Origin of the sequence: Cytobacillus oceanisediminis, from assembly GCF_003182355.1 — a bacterium.
Lineage (GTDB): Bacteria > Bacillota > Bacilli > Bacillales > Cytobacillaceae > Cytobacillus > Cytobacillus oceanisediminis_A.
Window position 1 is genome coordinate 105,375 of sequence record NZ_QGTW01000015.1, and the last position, 15,154, is coordinate 120,528.

Here is a 15,154-nt window from a genome sequence, read left to right on the forward strand (position 1 = left end):
CTTATCTCTCAATGATGAGCTCATCATCAATAAATGCGTTCACTTCATTTAAATAAGGTAGCCCCTCATTATCCCCAGAGACTGTTGTCACTAATGCCCCAACTCCATTAGCAAATTTGAGAAGCCTTTCCTTACTGAATCCGTTTAGCCAACCATATACATATCCTGCATCAAATCCATCCCCTGCACCTACCGTATCAATAGGAGTAACCAGGAAACTTTCTGCCCGAGTCCATTTACCATCCCGGAATAGTTTTGATCCGTTTGCACCATCTTTAATTACCAAGTCTTTAATCCCATATTCCCTCGCGAACATAGCAAGTTCATCTTCTGCTTCCATTCCACTAATTAACCTAATCTCATCCAATCCGGTCAGTAAAATATCAACATGGGGAAAAATACTATTATAAGCTTTTCTTGCTTCTTCAATTGACCAAAGCTTAAGCCTGATATTTGGGTCGAAAGAAATCGGGATATTTTTACGTTTTGCTACTTCAATAATTTTTTTTGTAATTTCTATATTCTTCGGATCAATAGCCAGGAAAACTCCTGTTAAATGCACCAGGTCAACTTCCTCCAAAAGTCTTTCATGGATCATATCTGGTGCCATAGTCAGAATAGGTGAGTTGTATCGGTAATAGTACGTTTTTCCGGATCCATCTTCATTGATTTCCTTAAAATTAAGTGAAGTCGGACAACCATTCACGAACTCTACACCCGATACATCTACCCCTTCTCCTCTTGTGAAGTTATATATGACTCTGCCAAACTCATCTTCCCCCAGCCTGCTAATCCACTTACTGCCTAAACCAAGCCTTGCACATCCGATTGCGAAGTTCAGTTCTGCACCGCCCACCTTACGTTCAAACTGGGTGACATATCTAAGTGGTCCTTTTACAGCTGGGTTCAGTGTTATCATGGCATCTCCGATTGTTAAAACTTTGAATGGTGATGACATTATTTTCTCTCCTAACACTCTATAAAGATTCCCGCTTAACTAAAGCAGGAGCGTATCTTTTAATCTCGTATTGTTCCTCAAAGTGAGGATTTGAAATTAAGTCTAATAAAACAGAAGCAGCATCGTTGCCAATTTCAAAAGTTGGCTGTTTGATGGCTGTTATCGGTGTTGCCGAAATTTCCAAAAAATCAGAGTCATCTACCGCGATAACGCTTACATCTTCAGGTACTTTTAATTTCTTTTTTCTTAAAAACTTCAAAAGTTCAATGAGCGAAAGATCGTTTGTAGCAAAAAATGCCTCTGGAGTTTCTTCATTCAGCCACATTTTTTCCAGTTCAGGGATAATGTCTTTTCGTTCTGCCGCAATAATCCAATCATCATTTACATGCAAACCATTTTGTTTCAGCGTTTTTTTGTATCCATTTATCCGTTCAATCCGGGGTGTCACTTTTTGGCTTACAGACATGGATACCAGCCCAATTTTCCCATGGCCTTTTTGGATGATTTGCTGAACGGCAATCTCAGCTGCTCTCTCATTATCCAAAAGCAATGTGGGATAAATGGTTTTATCAAGCTTTCTATCCACAAAAACAATAGGAAAATTTGAATGCTTTAGACGTTTATATTGATCTTCATTTCCGATGGTCGGAAAGATAATCAGACCATCAACCTGTTTAGCTAAAAGCATATCAATGTATGCACGTTCTTTTTCCGGATTATCATCTGCGTTGCAGACAAACAAATGAAAATCATTTTTTTCGCAGACATCTTCAATGGCCCTGATAATTTCTGTCGAAAATGTATGCAGTATGTTGGCAACGATCACTCCAATGGTTGATGACTTCTTTTGCTTCAAACTTTTAGCTACGAAATTGGGTATATACCCCAGCTCGCGAATGGCTTCTTCAATGCGCAGCTTAGTGGATTCTGCCATATACTCGTATCGATTATTAATGTACTGTGAAACTGTACTCTTTGATACTCCTGCTTTTTGCGCAACGTCTAACATCGTTATTTTTTTCATGTGACTTTCCTCTCGCAAAACCGATTTTGGTAAATCGGTTTAGTAAACCGGTTTAGTGAAAGTATAAATGAAAACCTTTTCAAAATCAATACCAAATTTCAGAATTATTATTAAAGTCTATTCATTTTGAAATTCAGACAACTTCCACTTCAAAGATTGTCTGTGTTCCACTTTTCCAAAGCCCAGATTCAAGCCAAATAAAAGAAAAAACATAAAAAAAAGGCCGCCACTCCATAACGGAATGGCGGCCATCTCTTACTTCTTATAATATTACTTCATCAAATCATGATCCACATAACGCTCGCCGTTTAATTCACTGATTACATTAATGGCAACCTTTGCACCGTCTCCAGCCGTAATGATCGTATGGACACTCACACCGGCAATCGTTCCTGCTGCCCAGATGCCTTCTACATTCGTTTTGCCTTCAGCATCAACATTTAAAACTGTTTTAATGCGCGGCTCTGTACCAGGCTTTGTTTTCAATCCTGCTTTTTCAGCAAGGTCTATTGAAAGCCGGCTGCTACAATTACATGCTTAGCTGAATATGTATTCTCACCTGCTGTAACAGTAATGCCTTCATCAGCTTTTTCAATGTTTTCAACAGTCGCTTCTATGATCTCTGCTCCAAATTTCTCTGCTTGCTTTTTGCCTGTTTCAACTAGTTCCGGACCTGTAATTTCCATTACTCCATAATGGTTTTCAACCCTAATCTTCGTCTTTAATATCACGGTCCTCTGGTATAGGCTCATTTAAGATTTCTTCAACAAGCTCTTTATATTTCTCCATCTGCTTCAAATGGGAGTTAAACTGTTCCTTATAAACCAGACACTGCTTCCCGTCATGGATAGCGCGAATCTTTTTTTGCTGAATCAGGCTTTCTACGTATGCTTCAGGATAGGATAAATACTCTGCGGTTTCTTTAATGGTAAGGTACATGTAAATCATTCCTTTTTTATTTTCGTCTATTATTCTCAGCTGCCAATTTACAGGCACTGGAAGACTCTTTCAAAATCATATAAAATAATACCTGTATATACTATTTTTAGAATGCTAATATCTTTTCTATTATACAGCTATAATGGAGGAATAAAAAATTAACTTATTTGACTGAATACCAGCCCTCCTTTCAGCCAAATAGAGAACAGGAGGATGACAAGCTTATGAATAAGAAAAGGTTATTGGGCTTCTATATTTTTGTAAGCCTAGTGTGGGTATTTGGAACCAACTACCTCTTAGACTTGCTTGAACCTTCTTCTCTTGCTTTTTACCTTAAAAGGGGTAAAGAATTTCTGTATATTTTGGTTACAGGATGGCTGCTCTATTATTTTATGGGCAAAAGAGAAGAGCTCAATGCTTCCAGGGAGGATGAAAAACGGCTTTCCACTTTAATCAATTCCATGGTGGACTTTGTTAATTTTAAAGATGGAGAAGGTCGCTGGATTGAATCCAATGAATTCGGCCTAAAATTATTCAACCTTGAAAATGTGGACTATAAAGGCAAGAAAGACTCGGAGCTTGCTGAACATACTGATTTTTATGCTGACGCACTTCGGTACTGTGAGGCATCAGATGAAGAGGCGTGGAAAAACGGGAAAATCACCCGCCTGGAAGAAGTCATTCCCTTGCCTGATGGGACAGAAAAGACCTTTGACACGATTAAGGTGCCCCTTTTCCATTCAGACGGAAGCCGTAAAGGCCTCGTGATTATCGGGCGTGATATCACGGAAAGAAAACGAGTGGAAAAATTGCTCGAAGAAAGCCAGCAGCAATACAAATCACTGTTTGAATACAATACAGAAATTGTCTATATGACTGATCTTGATGGAACCATCATGAAGGTGAACCCTCAATTTAAAGCAGTAACAGGCTATAGCCCTGAAGAAACGCTCGGTAAAAATATTTATGATATTTCTCCTGACCGTTTTAAAGAGAAAGTGAAAGAAGATTTAACATCGATTCTTGAACATAAAAAGCCAAGAACCTGTGAATTTGAGTTTAGGCATAAGAATGGCGGCCAAATAACCTTACAATGCACTGCCCTGCCAATTATCGTCAACGGGCAAATTGCAGGAATCATCGGCTATGGCAAAGATGTGACAAAGCTTCGGCAGGCAGAGGAAAGATTGCGCCGAACAGAAAAGCTTTCCGTTGTAGGGGAGTTGTCTGCAAGTGTTGCCCATGAAATCAGAAATCCGCTGACCTCCTTAAAAGGTTTCGTACAGCTGATGCAGCTGGAGGATGAAAAACATCAATTCTATTATCAAATCATGCAGGAAGAGCTGGACCGTATTAACCATATTGTCGGCGAGCTGCTGCTGCTGGCTAAGCCGCAGGACATTTGTTTTACAAAAGCAGACATCCAGACTATTCTGTTTAATGTGATTTCACTTCTAAAAACAGAAGCCAGCATGCATAGTGTTGAAATTGAATTTTTGCTAAAATCCGATGTATTCATGATTGAATGCGAACCAAACCAGTTAAAACAGCTCTTTATTAATATTATTAAAAATGCCATTGAAGCTTCTAATGAAGGAGGCAAGGTGGTCATTACGCTCCTGTCTGAAGATGAACAGGTTACCATCCTTGTGAAGGACGATGGCTGCGGCATGTCAGAAGAACGGCTAAACCGGATCGGCGAACCTTTTTACTCCTCCAAGGAAAAAGGAACCGGCCTCGGCCTTACTGTCAGCTTCAAAATCGTGCAATCCCATAACGGATCCATCCATTTTAATAGCGAAAAAGGAAATGGAACCGAGGCAGTCATTAAGCTGCCTGTTAGAAAGCAAACTCCCGTTGTGGAAGCAGAATTGACGATCTAAACAAGAAAAGAGCGATTTCAATCAAACGTTTGATTGAAAATCGCTCTTTTTAATATCCTATGAAGTTGATATGTTGATGATGTTTGCTTTAACAATGGAAATCCAGAGTGTAATTTAAAGGAAATTCCGTTTTATCAACGAAATTGGAAGATATATCAACGAAAAATTTAATATTTCAACGAAAATCCGTTTTTATCAACGAATCTCAGAAATCTTCCCCTGACTCAGCCGCTAGCTCCCCTTAATCTCCAGCAGCTTCTGCCTTAAATCGCTTTCCATGTTGGCGAGATCATGCTCAGCCTGGCGGCGTTTGTTCCGGCCTTCTTCCTGGATCCTCAAAGTCTCTTCAAGAGTGGAAATCAGATTCTCCTGCGTTTTCTTTAATGTTTCAATATCAACAATGCCGCGCTCATTTTCACGTGCTGTCTCAATGGTATTCATTTTCAGCATTTCGGCATTTTTCAAAAGAAGATCATTCGTTGTTTTCGAAACTTTCTTCTGGGCTTCTACCGCATGGCGCTGGCGGAGCAGTGTCAGTGCGATCGCCACCTGGTTTTTCCAAAGCGGAATGGCCGTCATGATGGACGACTGGATTTTTTCCACCAATGCCTGGTTCGTGTTTTGGATCAGGCGGATTTGAGGCGCACTTTGAATCGTGATTTCACGGCTTAGCTTCAGGTCATAAAGACGCTTATCCAGGCGGTCCGCAAACTGAATCATGTCATTTACTTCCTGGAACTTCATCTGGTCATTTGTTTCCTCTGCCTTCTTCTTAAGCTCCGGAATGGTCTGATCATGAAGCTCTTCAAGCTTCAGCTCACCTGCCGCAATATATACATTTAATGCATGGAAATACTCTTTATTATTTTCATAGAGCTTATCAAGCATGACTATATCGGAAAGAAGGAGGTTCTTGCTTCGCTCCAGCTTCACGCTAATCCGGTCAATCTGCGCTCCTGTTTTCTGATACTTGGATAGCACTTCCTGCACAGACCCCGACAGTTTCCCAAACATCCGTGCCAAAAAAGAGGCTTTCTCCGGCTTCAGCTCGTCAGGGTTAACATCATTAAATTTCTTCATTAAATCATTAATAATCTCCCCCACTTCGCCGACGTCCTTTTTTTGGACATGCTCCAGCATCGTATGGGAAAAAGATAATAGCTTTGACTGGGCCGGCGTTCCATAAGAAATCATCGCCTGATGATTGGCCGGGTCAATTTGCTTGGCCAGCTGATGAGCCTTTTCCCGATTTTCTTCTGGAATGACATCAATCAGCCTTGTCCTCTTTTCCTCCCGGGACGGTGAAGAAACAAGCTCCTGCTTTTCCCCAAATGGGTCTGCCAACAGGTCATTCATTAAGTTCGCACTATTTGTATTTTTTAACAGGGACGGATTTTCTTCAGTCATTTTAATCTCCTGCTTTCATCGTGAATTCTTGAATCTTTTATCTTTTCAATAGAATTCTTGGCAACATCAATTTCAAAGTTGAGCTGATCAATATCTTCCGCTATAACCCGATGAAGGTCCTCCTCAACATGATGGGTTAGCGCATCAAGTGTACGGCGCGTTTCCTGAAGAGACTGATCAAGCTCACGCGTCTTTTTCGGCTGGGATGACAGAAAGACATACTTCTCCGCAAGCTCCACTGCGGAATCCAGATGTGAAAAATAAAACTGTTCCGCCTGGTAAAAGCGCTTCGGTTCCTTTCTTGTCAGTCTATATATTCTTCTCGTCACCCTCATGAATTCCATCCGCTGCTTTAGCGTTGGAAAATGGCGAATCGAAAACATCGCCTTATGCAAACGGGTTAACTTCCGCTTCGCTTCATCAAGGTTTCTCTTTATATATTGGTATTCCCTTCTCGTCAATCCATGCTTTTTCAAAAAACGGTGCCTCTGGATCACTCCGCCCGCCCAATAAGTGAGCAGTCCCGTTCCAACACCAAAAGCACCCGACAGGAGAAAGGTTTGATCAAAGGCAAAATAACTTACCAGCCAAACACTTACAGACAATGGAATAGCCGTCAGCACACGGAATGCAAAACCTACAAAAGAATTCATCTCTATCGACTCCTGACTCATAGTCCTACTATTTATACGTTACTCGCAAACACAAAGTTTCATCCACAGGAAAAAAACAGCACTATTTAATCAAATTCAGGCACCCGCCCTTAAATCTATTAAAACACTTTTAAAAAACTTCTCAAGTATAACGATACAAAAAACCCCGCAGCCCCGCCATAGACCACATAAGTAAAGACATCTAAGACCTGAGACGTATTTAATTCGTTTTTCCTATATAAAAAAGCATTTGCGCCGAACCCCGCAAATGCTTTTAGCTATATAAGATTTTATCTATGAATTTGGGCAGCTGCCTTGCTATTTCACTGCCAATGCGCGCTTGCCCATAGAATTATAAATTTTAATAAACTTGTCTTTTGGCATTTTCACGTCTTTTTTGACTGCTTCGCTATCATTAAAATAAACATAGTCTGCATCCACTCCTGTTACAACAATACAGTGCAATGGAGTTGGGGAACTAATGGTTTTTCCCGCAGGCGTTTTCCAGCTTCTTTTATTAGGCATTTCATGGCTGATCGTAAACCATGCCAGCACGGGACTGCCTTGAGAAACATGCTTCTCTATTTCGGAAAAATCTTTTCCTGTCAGGTTCACTCCGCCTGGACGGTACTGATCCAGCAATTTTTTAAGTGGTCCCGGGTTTATAGTGTGGCCATTTCCAAAAGGCGTTCCAACAAACCCAATATCCGGATCTCCCCAAGTTTTAATAGATCCGTCTGGATTTCTCACTAACTCTGTTGAATCATAAGGCATTTGTTTCGCAAGGGTAGTTTTGCTGATATTTACACCGTAATATTTTAACGCCATGGCAAGTGACGTCACTTCACAGCCGCTTGGCAATTCAGGCCGCTGTGCAATAAGCGGGACATTTAGCTTTGCTGCTCGGGAGTCACTTATAGTTACATAATCGCCGCTCACATAGCCTGAAGTGCCATTATATGAAACTTTATACCAGCCATTGCTTTCCTTATGTATAACGCTCAATACCGATCCATTCTTCAAAAGGCCGATTTTACTGTAATTCAATCCTGGACCCTTGCGGACATTCAAAGCAGTTGCGTCCACCCGGTAGAGCTTATCATTAGTTTTCACGTAATGGCCGCTGACATAGCCTGTTTGGCTTTTGTAAGTAATCTTATACCATCCGTTATCCAGCCTCTGGATTACCTGAATACTGCTGCCTTGAGGCAAGCTTCCTATCCGCTCATAGTTTGTTCCGGGTCCCGAACGGACATTAAGGCTGGTCGCATCAACAATGTAAGATGAAGAAGCTGCTTCTGCCACGCTCTGATTGGAACTTAAAGGAACAAGTGGCGAAAACACAGCTCCTGTCAAAATAGCAGCAGCAACTGATCCCTTTAATAGAGCCCTTCTTCCAGACCGCCCTTTCAATATATTCATATTCTCTCCTCCAAACAATGTCGAATTTACGAACTATTATAAAAATATAGATTAAGATACAGCTAGTCTACCTTTTTGGGACTGGAAAAATTTTATTGAAACTAAAGGATTAACTAGTTTCATAAATACAGGAAAATCGGCATCCGAAGATACGCCCTCTTTATTCCAAAAAAATTAGAATTTGATGTCCATAGATGCAAAGGGTTCATTCAACCTTTGTTTAAATGGCAGATTAATAGGGAATAACCTCTTGTACCAATTTTCATACAACACGGAGGAAAACATAATGAAAAAGCACTATTTTTATATAATCATTTTATTGGTTGGTTCCATTGTTTCTCCAACTCCAGGTTATGCGTCAGAAATGAAGGATCAGGATAACAAGGTTATTTTGGTTTCCTTTGATGGGATGCGCAACGATCTGACAAAGGAGTATGTCAAGGACGGAAACCTCCCTCATATCAAGTCTCTTATGAAAAATGGAGTGGCTGCCAAAGATTCCAAGACTGTTACTCCATCACTAACTGCTCCCTCCCATGCGGCGATTGCAACGGGTACAACTCCTTCCGAAACCGGCATGGTCAGCAACAAGTGGCAGGACCCCCACAAGGAATTGGCAAACGGAGAGAGTGCCTTTCACCAGCCTCTTGATAAAAGCCCGCTTTGGAAGGAAGCAAAAAAGAACGGCAAAACAACAGCTACCGTCCTGTTTCCCGGGTCAAACCCCGATGCCGGTTCGCAGGCAGATTACGCTGTCTATTACGGTGAAACCTGGGCAGAAAGTTCACTGAACAAGCTAAACTTCAAAGCTGCGGACGGCGGGAAACACACTGAAAAAAGCTTTAGTCCTTTAAAAGAAGCAAAAATGAAGCTGCCCCTGCAAAAAGCCAAAAATAGAGAAATCAATATTTTGGCAATGGACACAACAGATGATGGCAAAACAAATTATGACCGGTTTATTTTTTCGGATAATCGTTCTGCTGCTCAGGATGATTCTGTAGCACAAGTTAATGAATGGGGTTCCTTCCCTGTTGAGGTGGATCGCAAATCGGCAGGCTTCTGGTTTAAACTGAAGACAGATCCAACTCTAGAAAAGGCAAGCATTTACCGGACATCTGTCACTTCAGGGCTTATTAAAGGACCTGATGGCTTCAAAGAAGAAATCATCTCGGAATTCGGTTTCTTTCCTGTCCAGGATGACACAAAGGCTTTTAAGAAAGGCTGGATTTCCAGAGACGAGTACGAAGAAATCAGTTCACGCTTTGTCAACTGGACTACAGATGTCTCTCTTTATATAAAAGAAAAATACCAGCCCGACTTGCTGATGTTCTACGCACCGCAAATTGACCATGAATCACACCATTTCCTGCTGACAGATCCAAGGCAGCCAGAGTATACAGAGGCAAGGTCAAAGGAGCATATGAAGTATATTGAATGGGCCTACAAGCTTGCTGATGGCGTGGTCGGGCGAACGATGGATACCCTGACTAAAAGTGACCACCTTCTGGTTGTTTCCGATCACGGGATGGAGCCTGTCCACACCATCCTGGCCCCAAACACATTGTTAAAAAAAGCAGGCCTCTTGAAGAGCGATAAGGAAGGAAAGGTTGATGAAGAAAGATCAGAAGCTATCGCTGTTGCCAGCGGATCCGCTGCACAGATTTATATTAATAAAGACCTATCAAAAGAGGAAAAAAAGAATGTCGCCAAGAAAGTTGAAAATCTATTTAGCGGGTATCAAATAAAACCTAAATTCAAAAAAGCAGCACTCAAACAGTATTTTGAAGAGATTGGCAATACCATTGTGCAAAAACGTTTTAGCGACTTTGACCAAAAAACAAAGCAATTTTTCAATTATTTATTGCACAAAAAGGAAAATCCCTATCAAATTGCAGATGGAAGCGAAAAAGAAAAGGGACATCCCAACGAAGGGGAAATCCTCTTGCTTGGAGCCAAGGGCTATATGATGGGCAGCAGCCTAACCAAAGCCGAACTGCCTGCAATAGAGCTCGGCAGCCACGGCGGCAATCCTGATCGAAAAGAGCTTAAGGCAGTATTTATCGCCCAAGGCCCTTCGTTCAAAAAGGATGAAAATATCGGTTCGATTACTACACTTGATATTGCCCCGACTGTGTATAAGCTATTAGGCATACCGAGCCCAGACTTCCTTGAGGGTAACGTTTTGGAGGATGCTATTGAATAATTTGAAAGGCCTTGCGGGAAAGCAAGGCCTTTCAAATTATTTTATGGGGGATTTTGTGGGCGGCTTTCATTCTTTTATACGCAGAACTCCTCTTTTACACGCAAGAAACTATTTTTATGCGCGGGTGTGCGGGTTCTTCCAGTTTATGCGCGTTTGTTCGCTGTTTTTCTTTGTTTGCGCGCGGACTCCTCTTTTACGCGTGATCTCACCCTTTGCGTGCGTCTTTTTTAATAGATTGCAAGTGGGTTTCTCGAATATACTCTTTACCACTGCTCACCAGCTCCCGACTCCCTGCCAATCCCAAAACAAAGACCCCTCAGAGAGATGAGCCATAACAAAATTATATGCGATCCAACTCGACAAGGACGATGGTTCCTTCCCCAATTTGGCTTTCTATTCTCATCGAGCCGTGGTGCTCCTGGATAATTTTATTGCTGACTGTGAGCCCAAGCCCAATTCCCTTATCTTTTGTTGTATAAAACGGTGTACCGAGATAGCCCAGCAAGTGGGTATCAATCCCCGGCCCTTCATCTGAAAAAGCTATCTTCACTCTTCTATTATCTTGCTTTTGTACGCTGACATGGACATTTCCGCCATTCGGCATAGCTTCAATCGCATTTTTCATGAAGTTGACAAACACCTGCTTCAGCTGATGAGGGGAACATAATATCATAATATCATCCTCATCGTAGTCAAGCTTAATTTGGACATTATGAAGCAAGGCTTGCGGATGAAGCACATTGATGGTGCTTTCCAGGATGGAAATTAAATTCCCTTTCTCAAACTCAATCGCCTGGGGTTTGGCCAACGACATAAATTCATTGACGATCATGTCGATACGGTCGAGCTCTTCCATAATAATAGATAGATAGTTATCCTGTTTATCCTGGTTAACACTCAATTTAAGCAGTTTGGAAAAACCTTTTAAAGATGTCAGCGGATTTCTGATTTCATGGGCGACGCCCGCAGCCAGCTGCCCAATAATAGAGAGACGATCGAGATTCCGCAATGCAGCATCATTATTCACCCTATCCGTAATGTTTCTGCCCACTGCGACAAATAAATCAATTTCCCCTTCATCATTTAAGATAGGAGAAATACTCGTCTCTACAAAAACAGTACGGCCATCGGCTGCTATCAGTTTCGTTTCAATCAGCTGCGGCTCGCCGGTTTCCAATAGCAGTAGAAATACTTTATCAAAGTTTTCTTTTTCTTCAGGCGGCATGACGATACAGCAGTTTTTCCCTATAAGCTGCCTTGGGGAATAGCCCAGTACTTTTTCGTGTGAGGGGGATGCATAAATGAGGATCTGATCCTTCTTAAAAACCTTAATCATATCTGTTGTATTTTCTGTAATTAAATCATATAGCTCCCGCGTTTTCCTTAACTCTCTTTCCATGCTCTTCAAATCCGTCATATCCCGGAAAATAGCCAGGACCGCAATAATTCTGCCCTTTGAGTTCCGGAAGGGTGAATAAGACACTGATATATCCAAAACGGAACCATCTTGATGATAACGCTGCGTCATCACATTGCTGTACACTTTTCCAAGCTTCACCAGTTTAATAATATCCTTAACCTCTTCTGGATTTTGAAATTCCGTAAACTTTTTTCCGATCACTTCTTTTTCGGTATAACCAAAAATTAAAGTATACATATGGTTTACTCTAATAAAACGGTTTTCCATATCAATTATGGCAACCCCATCTGCCGTACAATTCAAGAACAAATCTATCAACTCATCAGGATTGAAATAAATCGAATCGCTCTCATTCCCAATAATTGGGAAACCATTCATCAAGGAGTTCACCTCATTTTTCGACTTTATTAAGTCCATTTTACAGAATTTTACGACAAAAAACATAGATATCTTTAGAGAAACTCAATATTTTACAGAGACAACATCTATAAAATAGGCTCTGTTAAATTTGCCTGTTGATTTCCGCTCCAGGTACTAAGCGAACCGCGGGCGATCCGACGCTCCTCGGCGCATTCGCACCTGTGGGGTCTCCCGTTGACACGCTTCTCCCGCAGGACATTGAATAAGCTTCCTCGAGTAAACACCGCACGAAGGAAATGTGTCAGCATTTCCGAGGATCTCGTACCTTCCACTCCAATCAACAGGGTGCTAAAATCAACAATAAGCTTTAACACAGCTATAAAATAAAAAAGCAACTCCCCTTAGGGTTAGTTGCTTTCTCTCAACTCCATTTTCGCAACCGCCTCACAATGTGTGGACTGTAATTGACAACATAAAGTGATGTTGGCGGGTATATCAACAAATCCTATAAGGAACCTTACTGAGCGAATAATAACAAACATATAAAGCAAAAATGGGCGGGAAGGAGCCCGGTTCAATACCGCCTTCACACCAGCCAATTAACTGCTTAGTATAAACTCTAACTTTTTGGTTTTAGCGTCCTATTTCGCTTTTATCCTTGAATTGGGACACTTCTACTGGTCTCCCATTCCATCAAGAAGATTCTTTGACCCAAAGTTATCGAGCAATGCACGCACTTCATCTGTTGACTCTGTGCTCATTAATTGATTTCTTAATTCACTAGCCCCTCGAAACCCACGGACATATATCTTAAAAAAGCGTTGAAGAGCCTTGAACGGGCGTAGCTCCAAACTTGAATATTTGTCATGGAGATCCAAATGCAGCCTTAAGAGATCAAGCAATTCCTTACTACTATGATCTTTCGGCTCCTTTTCGAAGGCAAATGGATTATTGAATATACCACGCCCAATCATAACACCATCAATACCGTATTGATGAGCAAGCTTTAAGCCAGTTTGACGGTCAGGGATATCCCCATTGATTGTCAAGAGTGTATCCGGTGCCACCTGGTCTCGAAGTTTTTTAATCTCCGGAATTAGTTCCCAATGAGCATCTACTTTGCTCATTTCCTCTCTTGTACGCAGATGAATGGAAAGATTAACAATGTCTTGTTTCAATATGTGTGTTAGCCAGTTGTGCCATTCTTCTATATCCGTGTAACCAAGCCTTGTCTTTACACTTACGGGCAATCCTCCTGCTTTTGCTGCTTGGATTAAATCTGCTGCAACTTCTGGACGACGGATAAGGCCACTTCCCTTTCCGTGATGTGCCACATTAGGGACAGGACAGCCCATATTGATATCCAAACCCTTAAACCCTAGTTTCGCCATACCAATACTCATTTGCCGAAAGTATTCAGGCTTATCCCCCCATATATGGGCTACAATTGGTTGTTCATCCTCTGTAAAAGTCAAACGCCCACGCACACTATGGATCCCCTCAGGGTGACAATAGCTCTCCGTGTTTGTGAACTCTGTAAAAAACACATCAGGTCTGGCTGCCTCACTCACTACATGGCGAAAAACAACATCCGTCACATCTTCCATTGGGGCCAGTATAAAAAAAGGCCGTGGTAAATCACGCCAAAAATTATTTACCATATTCAAATTCAAATCCTCTCATTACAGGATACCAGGCCAATCCCTTATCCCAAAATTAATAAACAAAATGGCCCTGCTTCTTTTACACTTATACCATTTTGAAGCATTTTTTATCAAACTGATCAGAAATATTTATTTTAACTTCGTAATCTCTGTACAACCAGTATTCCACTGTTCGAGTTAAAATAAAGTCTTGCTAAAAAACGACTTAAAAGAAAATTGGAAGAACACTGAATTGACAAAGGTTTAACAGGAAAAGACCCCAAAATCGCAAAAGGATTTTTTGCGAAATCAGGGTCGGAACGGCAAACGTTTATTCTTAACCAGCAAGAGCTATTTATTAATTAGGCATCTTCAATTCTAAAGCCGTGACGACTTCTACATGCCCGGTGTGTATGTGGCAACACATGAGATGCAGGTGAAATTAACATTTGATCATTGCCTAAAGTTATTCAATTAAGCAGCTATTTTTTCATTTTCTTTTTCATTGTCATTCTTAAACACACGGAACGGTTTGCCTACCGGTAAGACTACTTGTCCAAAATGAATATTTAAAACCGCTGCAGCAGAACCATAGAATGAAAGTAAAGCAATCATTAATTCTGAGATAGCCGCCAGCATATGTGAAAATTCATACATGATATTAAATGAACTTAATGACAACCCGATAAATAGAAAATCAATCAGTACAAAAATGAAGAACAGAACCTTATGAGTCGCCATGGCCCCGATTGTCATGAACAAGCTAAAGATTAAGTAACCTACGAATGCAACACCTAACTGTTTAGAATCTGCAGCTGCAAGTAAATTTTCACCTAAAGCCCCGGATTGAATCAGCCATGTTGTCCCAACTCCAAACCAAAATAAGCCAAATGCACCGAAAGCTGTTGTACCAAATACATTATTATGCTTAGAGTCCATAATGGCTGCGATTAACTGTGCCAGACCGCCTAGAAAGAATGCCCATGGTAATATTAACGCAGTTCCTTCTGTCAATCCTAATTTTTGTGATGACGCTACAAGGGTTACCATCGCCAAACCAAACAACCCTAGAGCAGAAGGATCAGCGGTTACCACTTTTACAGAAGTATGATTTTGATGATCATTCATAAGATGTGTAATTCCTCCTTAGTAATATAGCTTACTAAGGTTACATAAAAATATCTCTTTTGTCTATATGTGAAATCGGTAACAATTAAACTTTCTTTATCCAAAAAATGGTGA

General features: G+C 41.0%; 11 protein-coding genes and 1 pseudogene. 2 read left to right on the forward strand and 10 right to left on the reverse strand.

The features are described from left to right. Nucleotide 1: 1 nt before the first annotated feature. From DFO73_RS23080 to DFO73_RS23095, 4 genes and pseudogenes are all read right to left on the reverse strand, one after another. Entirely contained in the window at nucleotides 2-958 is a 957-nt protein-coding gene (locus DFO73_RS23080) for a sugar kinase (protein ID WP_110067050.1), read from the reverse strand. 19 nt (nucleotides 959-977) lie between these two features. Next, on the reverse strand, nucleotides 978-1,982 hold the full coding sequence (locus DFO73_RS23085) for a LacI family DNA-binding transcriptional regulator (protein ID WP_110067051.1): 1,005 nt from the start codon (nucleotides 1,980-1,982) through the stop codon (nucleotides 978-980). A 270-nt stretch (nucleotides 1,983-2,252) separates the two neighbouring features. After that, a pseudogene (locus tag DFO73_RS23090) lies at nucleotides 2,253-2,689 on the reverse strand (FAD-dependent oxidoreductase); the annotation flags it as partial. Nucleotide 2,690: 1 nt separating this feature from the next. After that, a complete protein-coding gene (locus DFO73_RS23095; protein WP_110067085.1) occupies nucleotides 2,691-2,921 on the reverse strand; it encodes an excisionase family DNA-binding protein in 231 nt (76 codons plus the stop codon). 224 nt (nucleotides 2,922-3,145) lie between these two features. On the opposite strand from DFO73_RS23095, the gene DFO73_RS23100 reads away from it, so the two are divergent. After that, nucleotides 3,146-4,804: a PAS domain-containing sensor histidine kinase gene (locus DFO73_RS23100; protein WP_110067052.1), complete on the forward strand. Its 1,659-nt coding sequence runs from the start codon at nucleotides 3,146-3,148 to the stop codon at nucleotides 4,802-4,804. A gap of 231 nt (nucleotides 4,805-5,035) precedes the next feature. Here DFO73_RS23100 and DFO73_RS23105 read toward each other — a convergent pair whose 3' ends face one another. The 3 genes from DFO73_RS23105 to DFO73_RS23115 all read right to left on the reverse strand — a co-directional run bounded on the left by DFO73_RS23105 (nucleotide 5,036) and on the right by DFO73_RS23115 (nucleotide 8,286). Next, nucleotides 5,036-6,211, reverse strand: coding sequence for a toxic anion resistance protein (locus tag DFO73_RS23105; RefSeq protein WP_110067053.1), 1,176 nt, complete (start codon nucleotides 6,209-6,211; stop codon nucleotides 5,036-5,038). Beyond that, nucleotides 6,208-6,864 (reverse strand): 5-bromo-4-chloroindolyl phosphate hydrolysis family protein, encoded by a 657-nt coding sequence (locus tag DFO73_RS23110; protein WP_110067054.1) that lies wholly within the window; start codon nucleotides 6,862-6,864, stop codon nucleotides 6,208-6,210. Before DFO73_RS23110 ends, DFO73_RS23105 begins: the two co-directional genes overlap by 4 nt. 318 nt (nucleotides 6,865-7,182) lie before the next feature. Next, nucleotides 7,183-8,286, reverse strand: a complete 1,104-nt coding sequence (locus DFO73_RS23115; protein ID WP_110067055.1) for an SH3 domain-containing protein — start codon at nucleotides 8,284-8,286, stop codon at nucleotides 7,183-7,185. Between the two features lie 286 nt (nucleotides 8,287-8,572). On the opposite strand from DFO73_RS23115, the gene DFO73_RS23120 reads away from it, so the two are divergent. Next, complete coding sequence (locus DFO73_RS23120; protein WP_110067056.1) at nucleotides 8,573-10,489, forward strand: alkaline phosphatase family protein; 1,917 nt, start codon at nucleotides 8,573-8,575, stop codon at nucleotides 10,487-10,489. Between the two features lie 340 nt (nucleotides 10,490-10,829). Here DFO73_RS23120 and DFO73_RS23130 read toward each other — a convergent pair whose 3' ends face one another. From DFO73_RS23130 to DFO73_RS23140, 3 genes are all read right to left on the reverse strand, one after another. Further along, a complete protein-coding gene (locus DFO73_RS23130; protein WP_258309710.1) occupies nucleotides 10,830-12,287 on the reverse strand; it encodes a PAS domain-containing sensor histidine kinase in 1,458 nt (485 codons plus the stop codon). Between the two features lie 656 nt (nucleotides 12,288-12,943). Continuing rightward, on the reverse strand, nucleotides 12,944-13,930 hold the full coding sequence (locus tag DFO73_RS23135) for a tRNA dihydrouridine synthase (RefSeq protein ID WP_110067086.1): 987 nt from the start codon (nucleotides 13,928-13,930) through the stop codon (nucleotides 12,944-12,946). 456 nt (nucleotides 13,931-14,386) lie between these two features. Further along, nucleotides 14,387-15,040 carry an acetate uptake transporter gene (locus DFO73_RS23140; RefSeq protein ID WP_110067059.1) on the reverse strand — a complete coding sequence of 218 codons (654 nt, stop codon included), beginning with the start codon at nucleotides 15,038-15,040 and terminating at the stop codon, nucleotides 14,387-14,389. Nucleotides 15,041-15,154 lie beyond the last annotated feature (114 nt).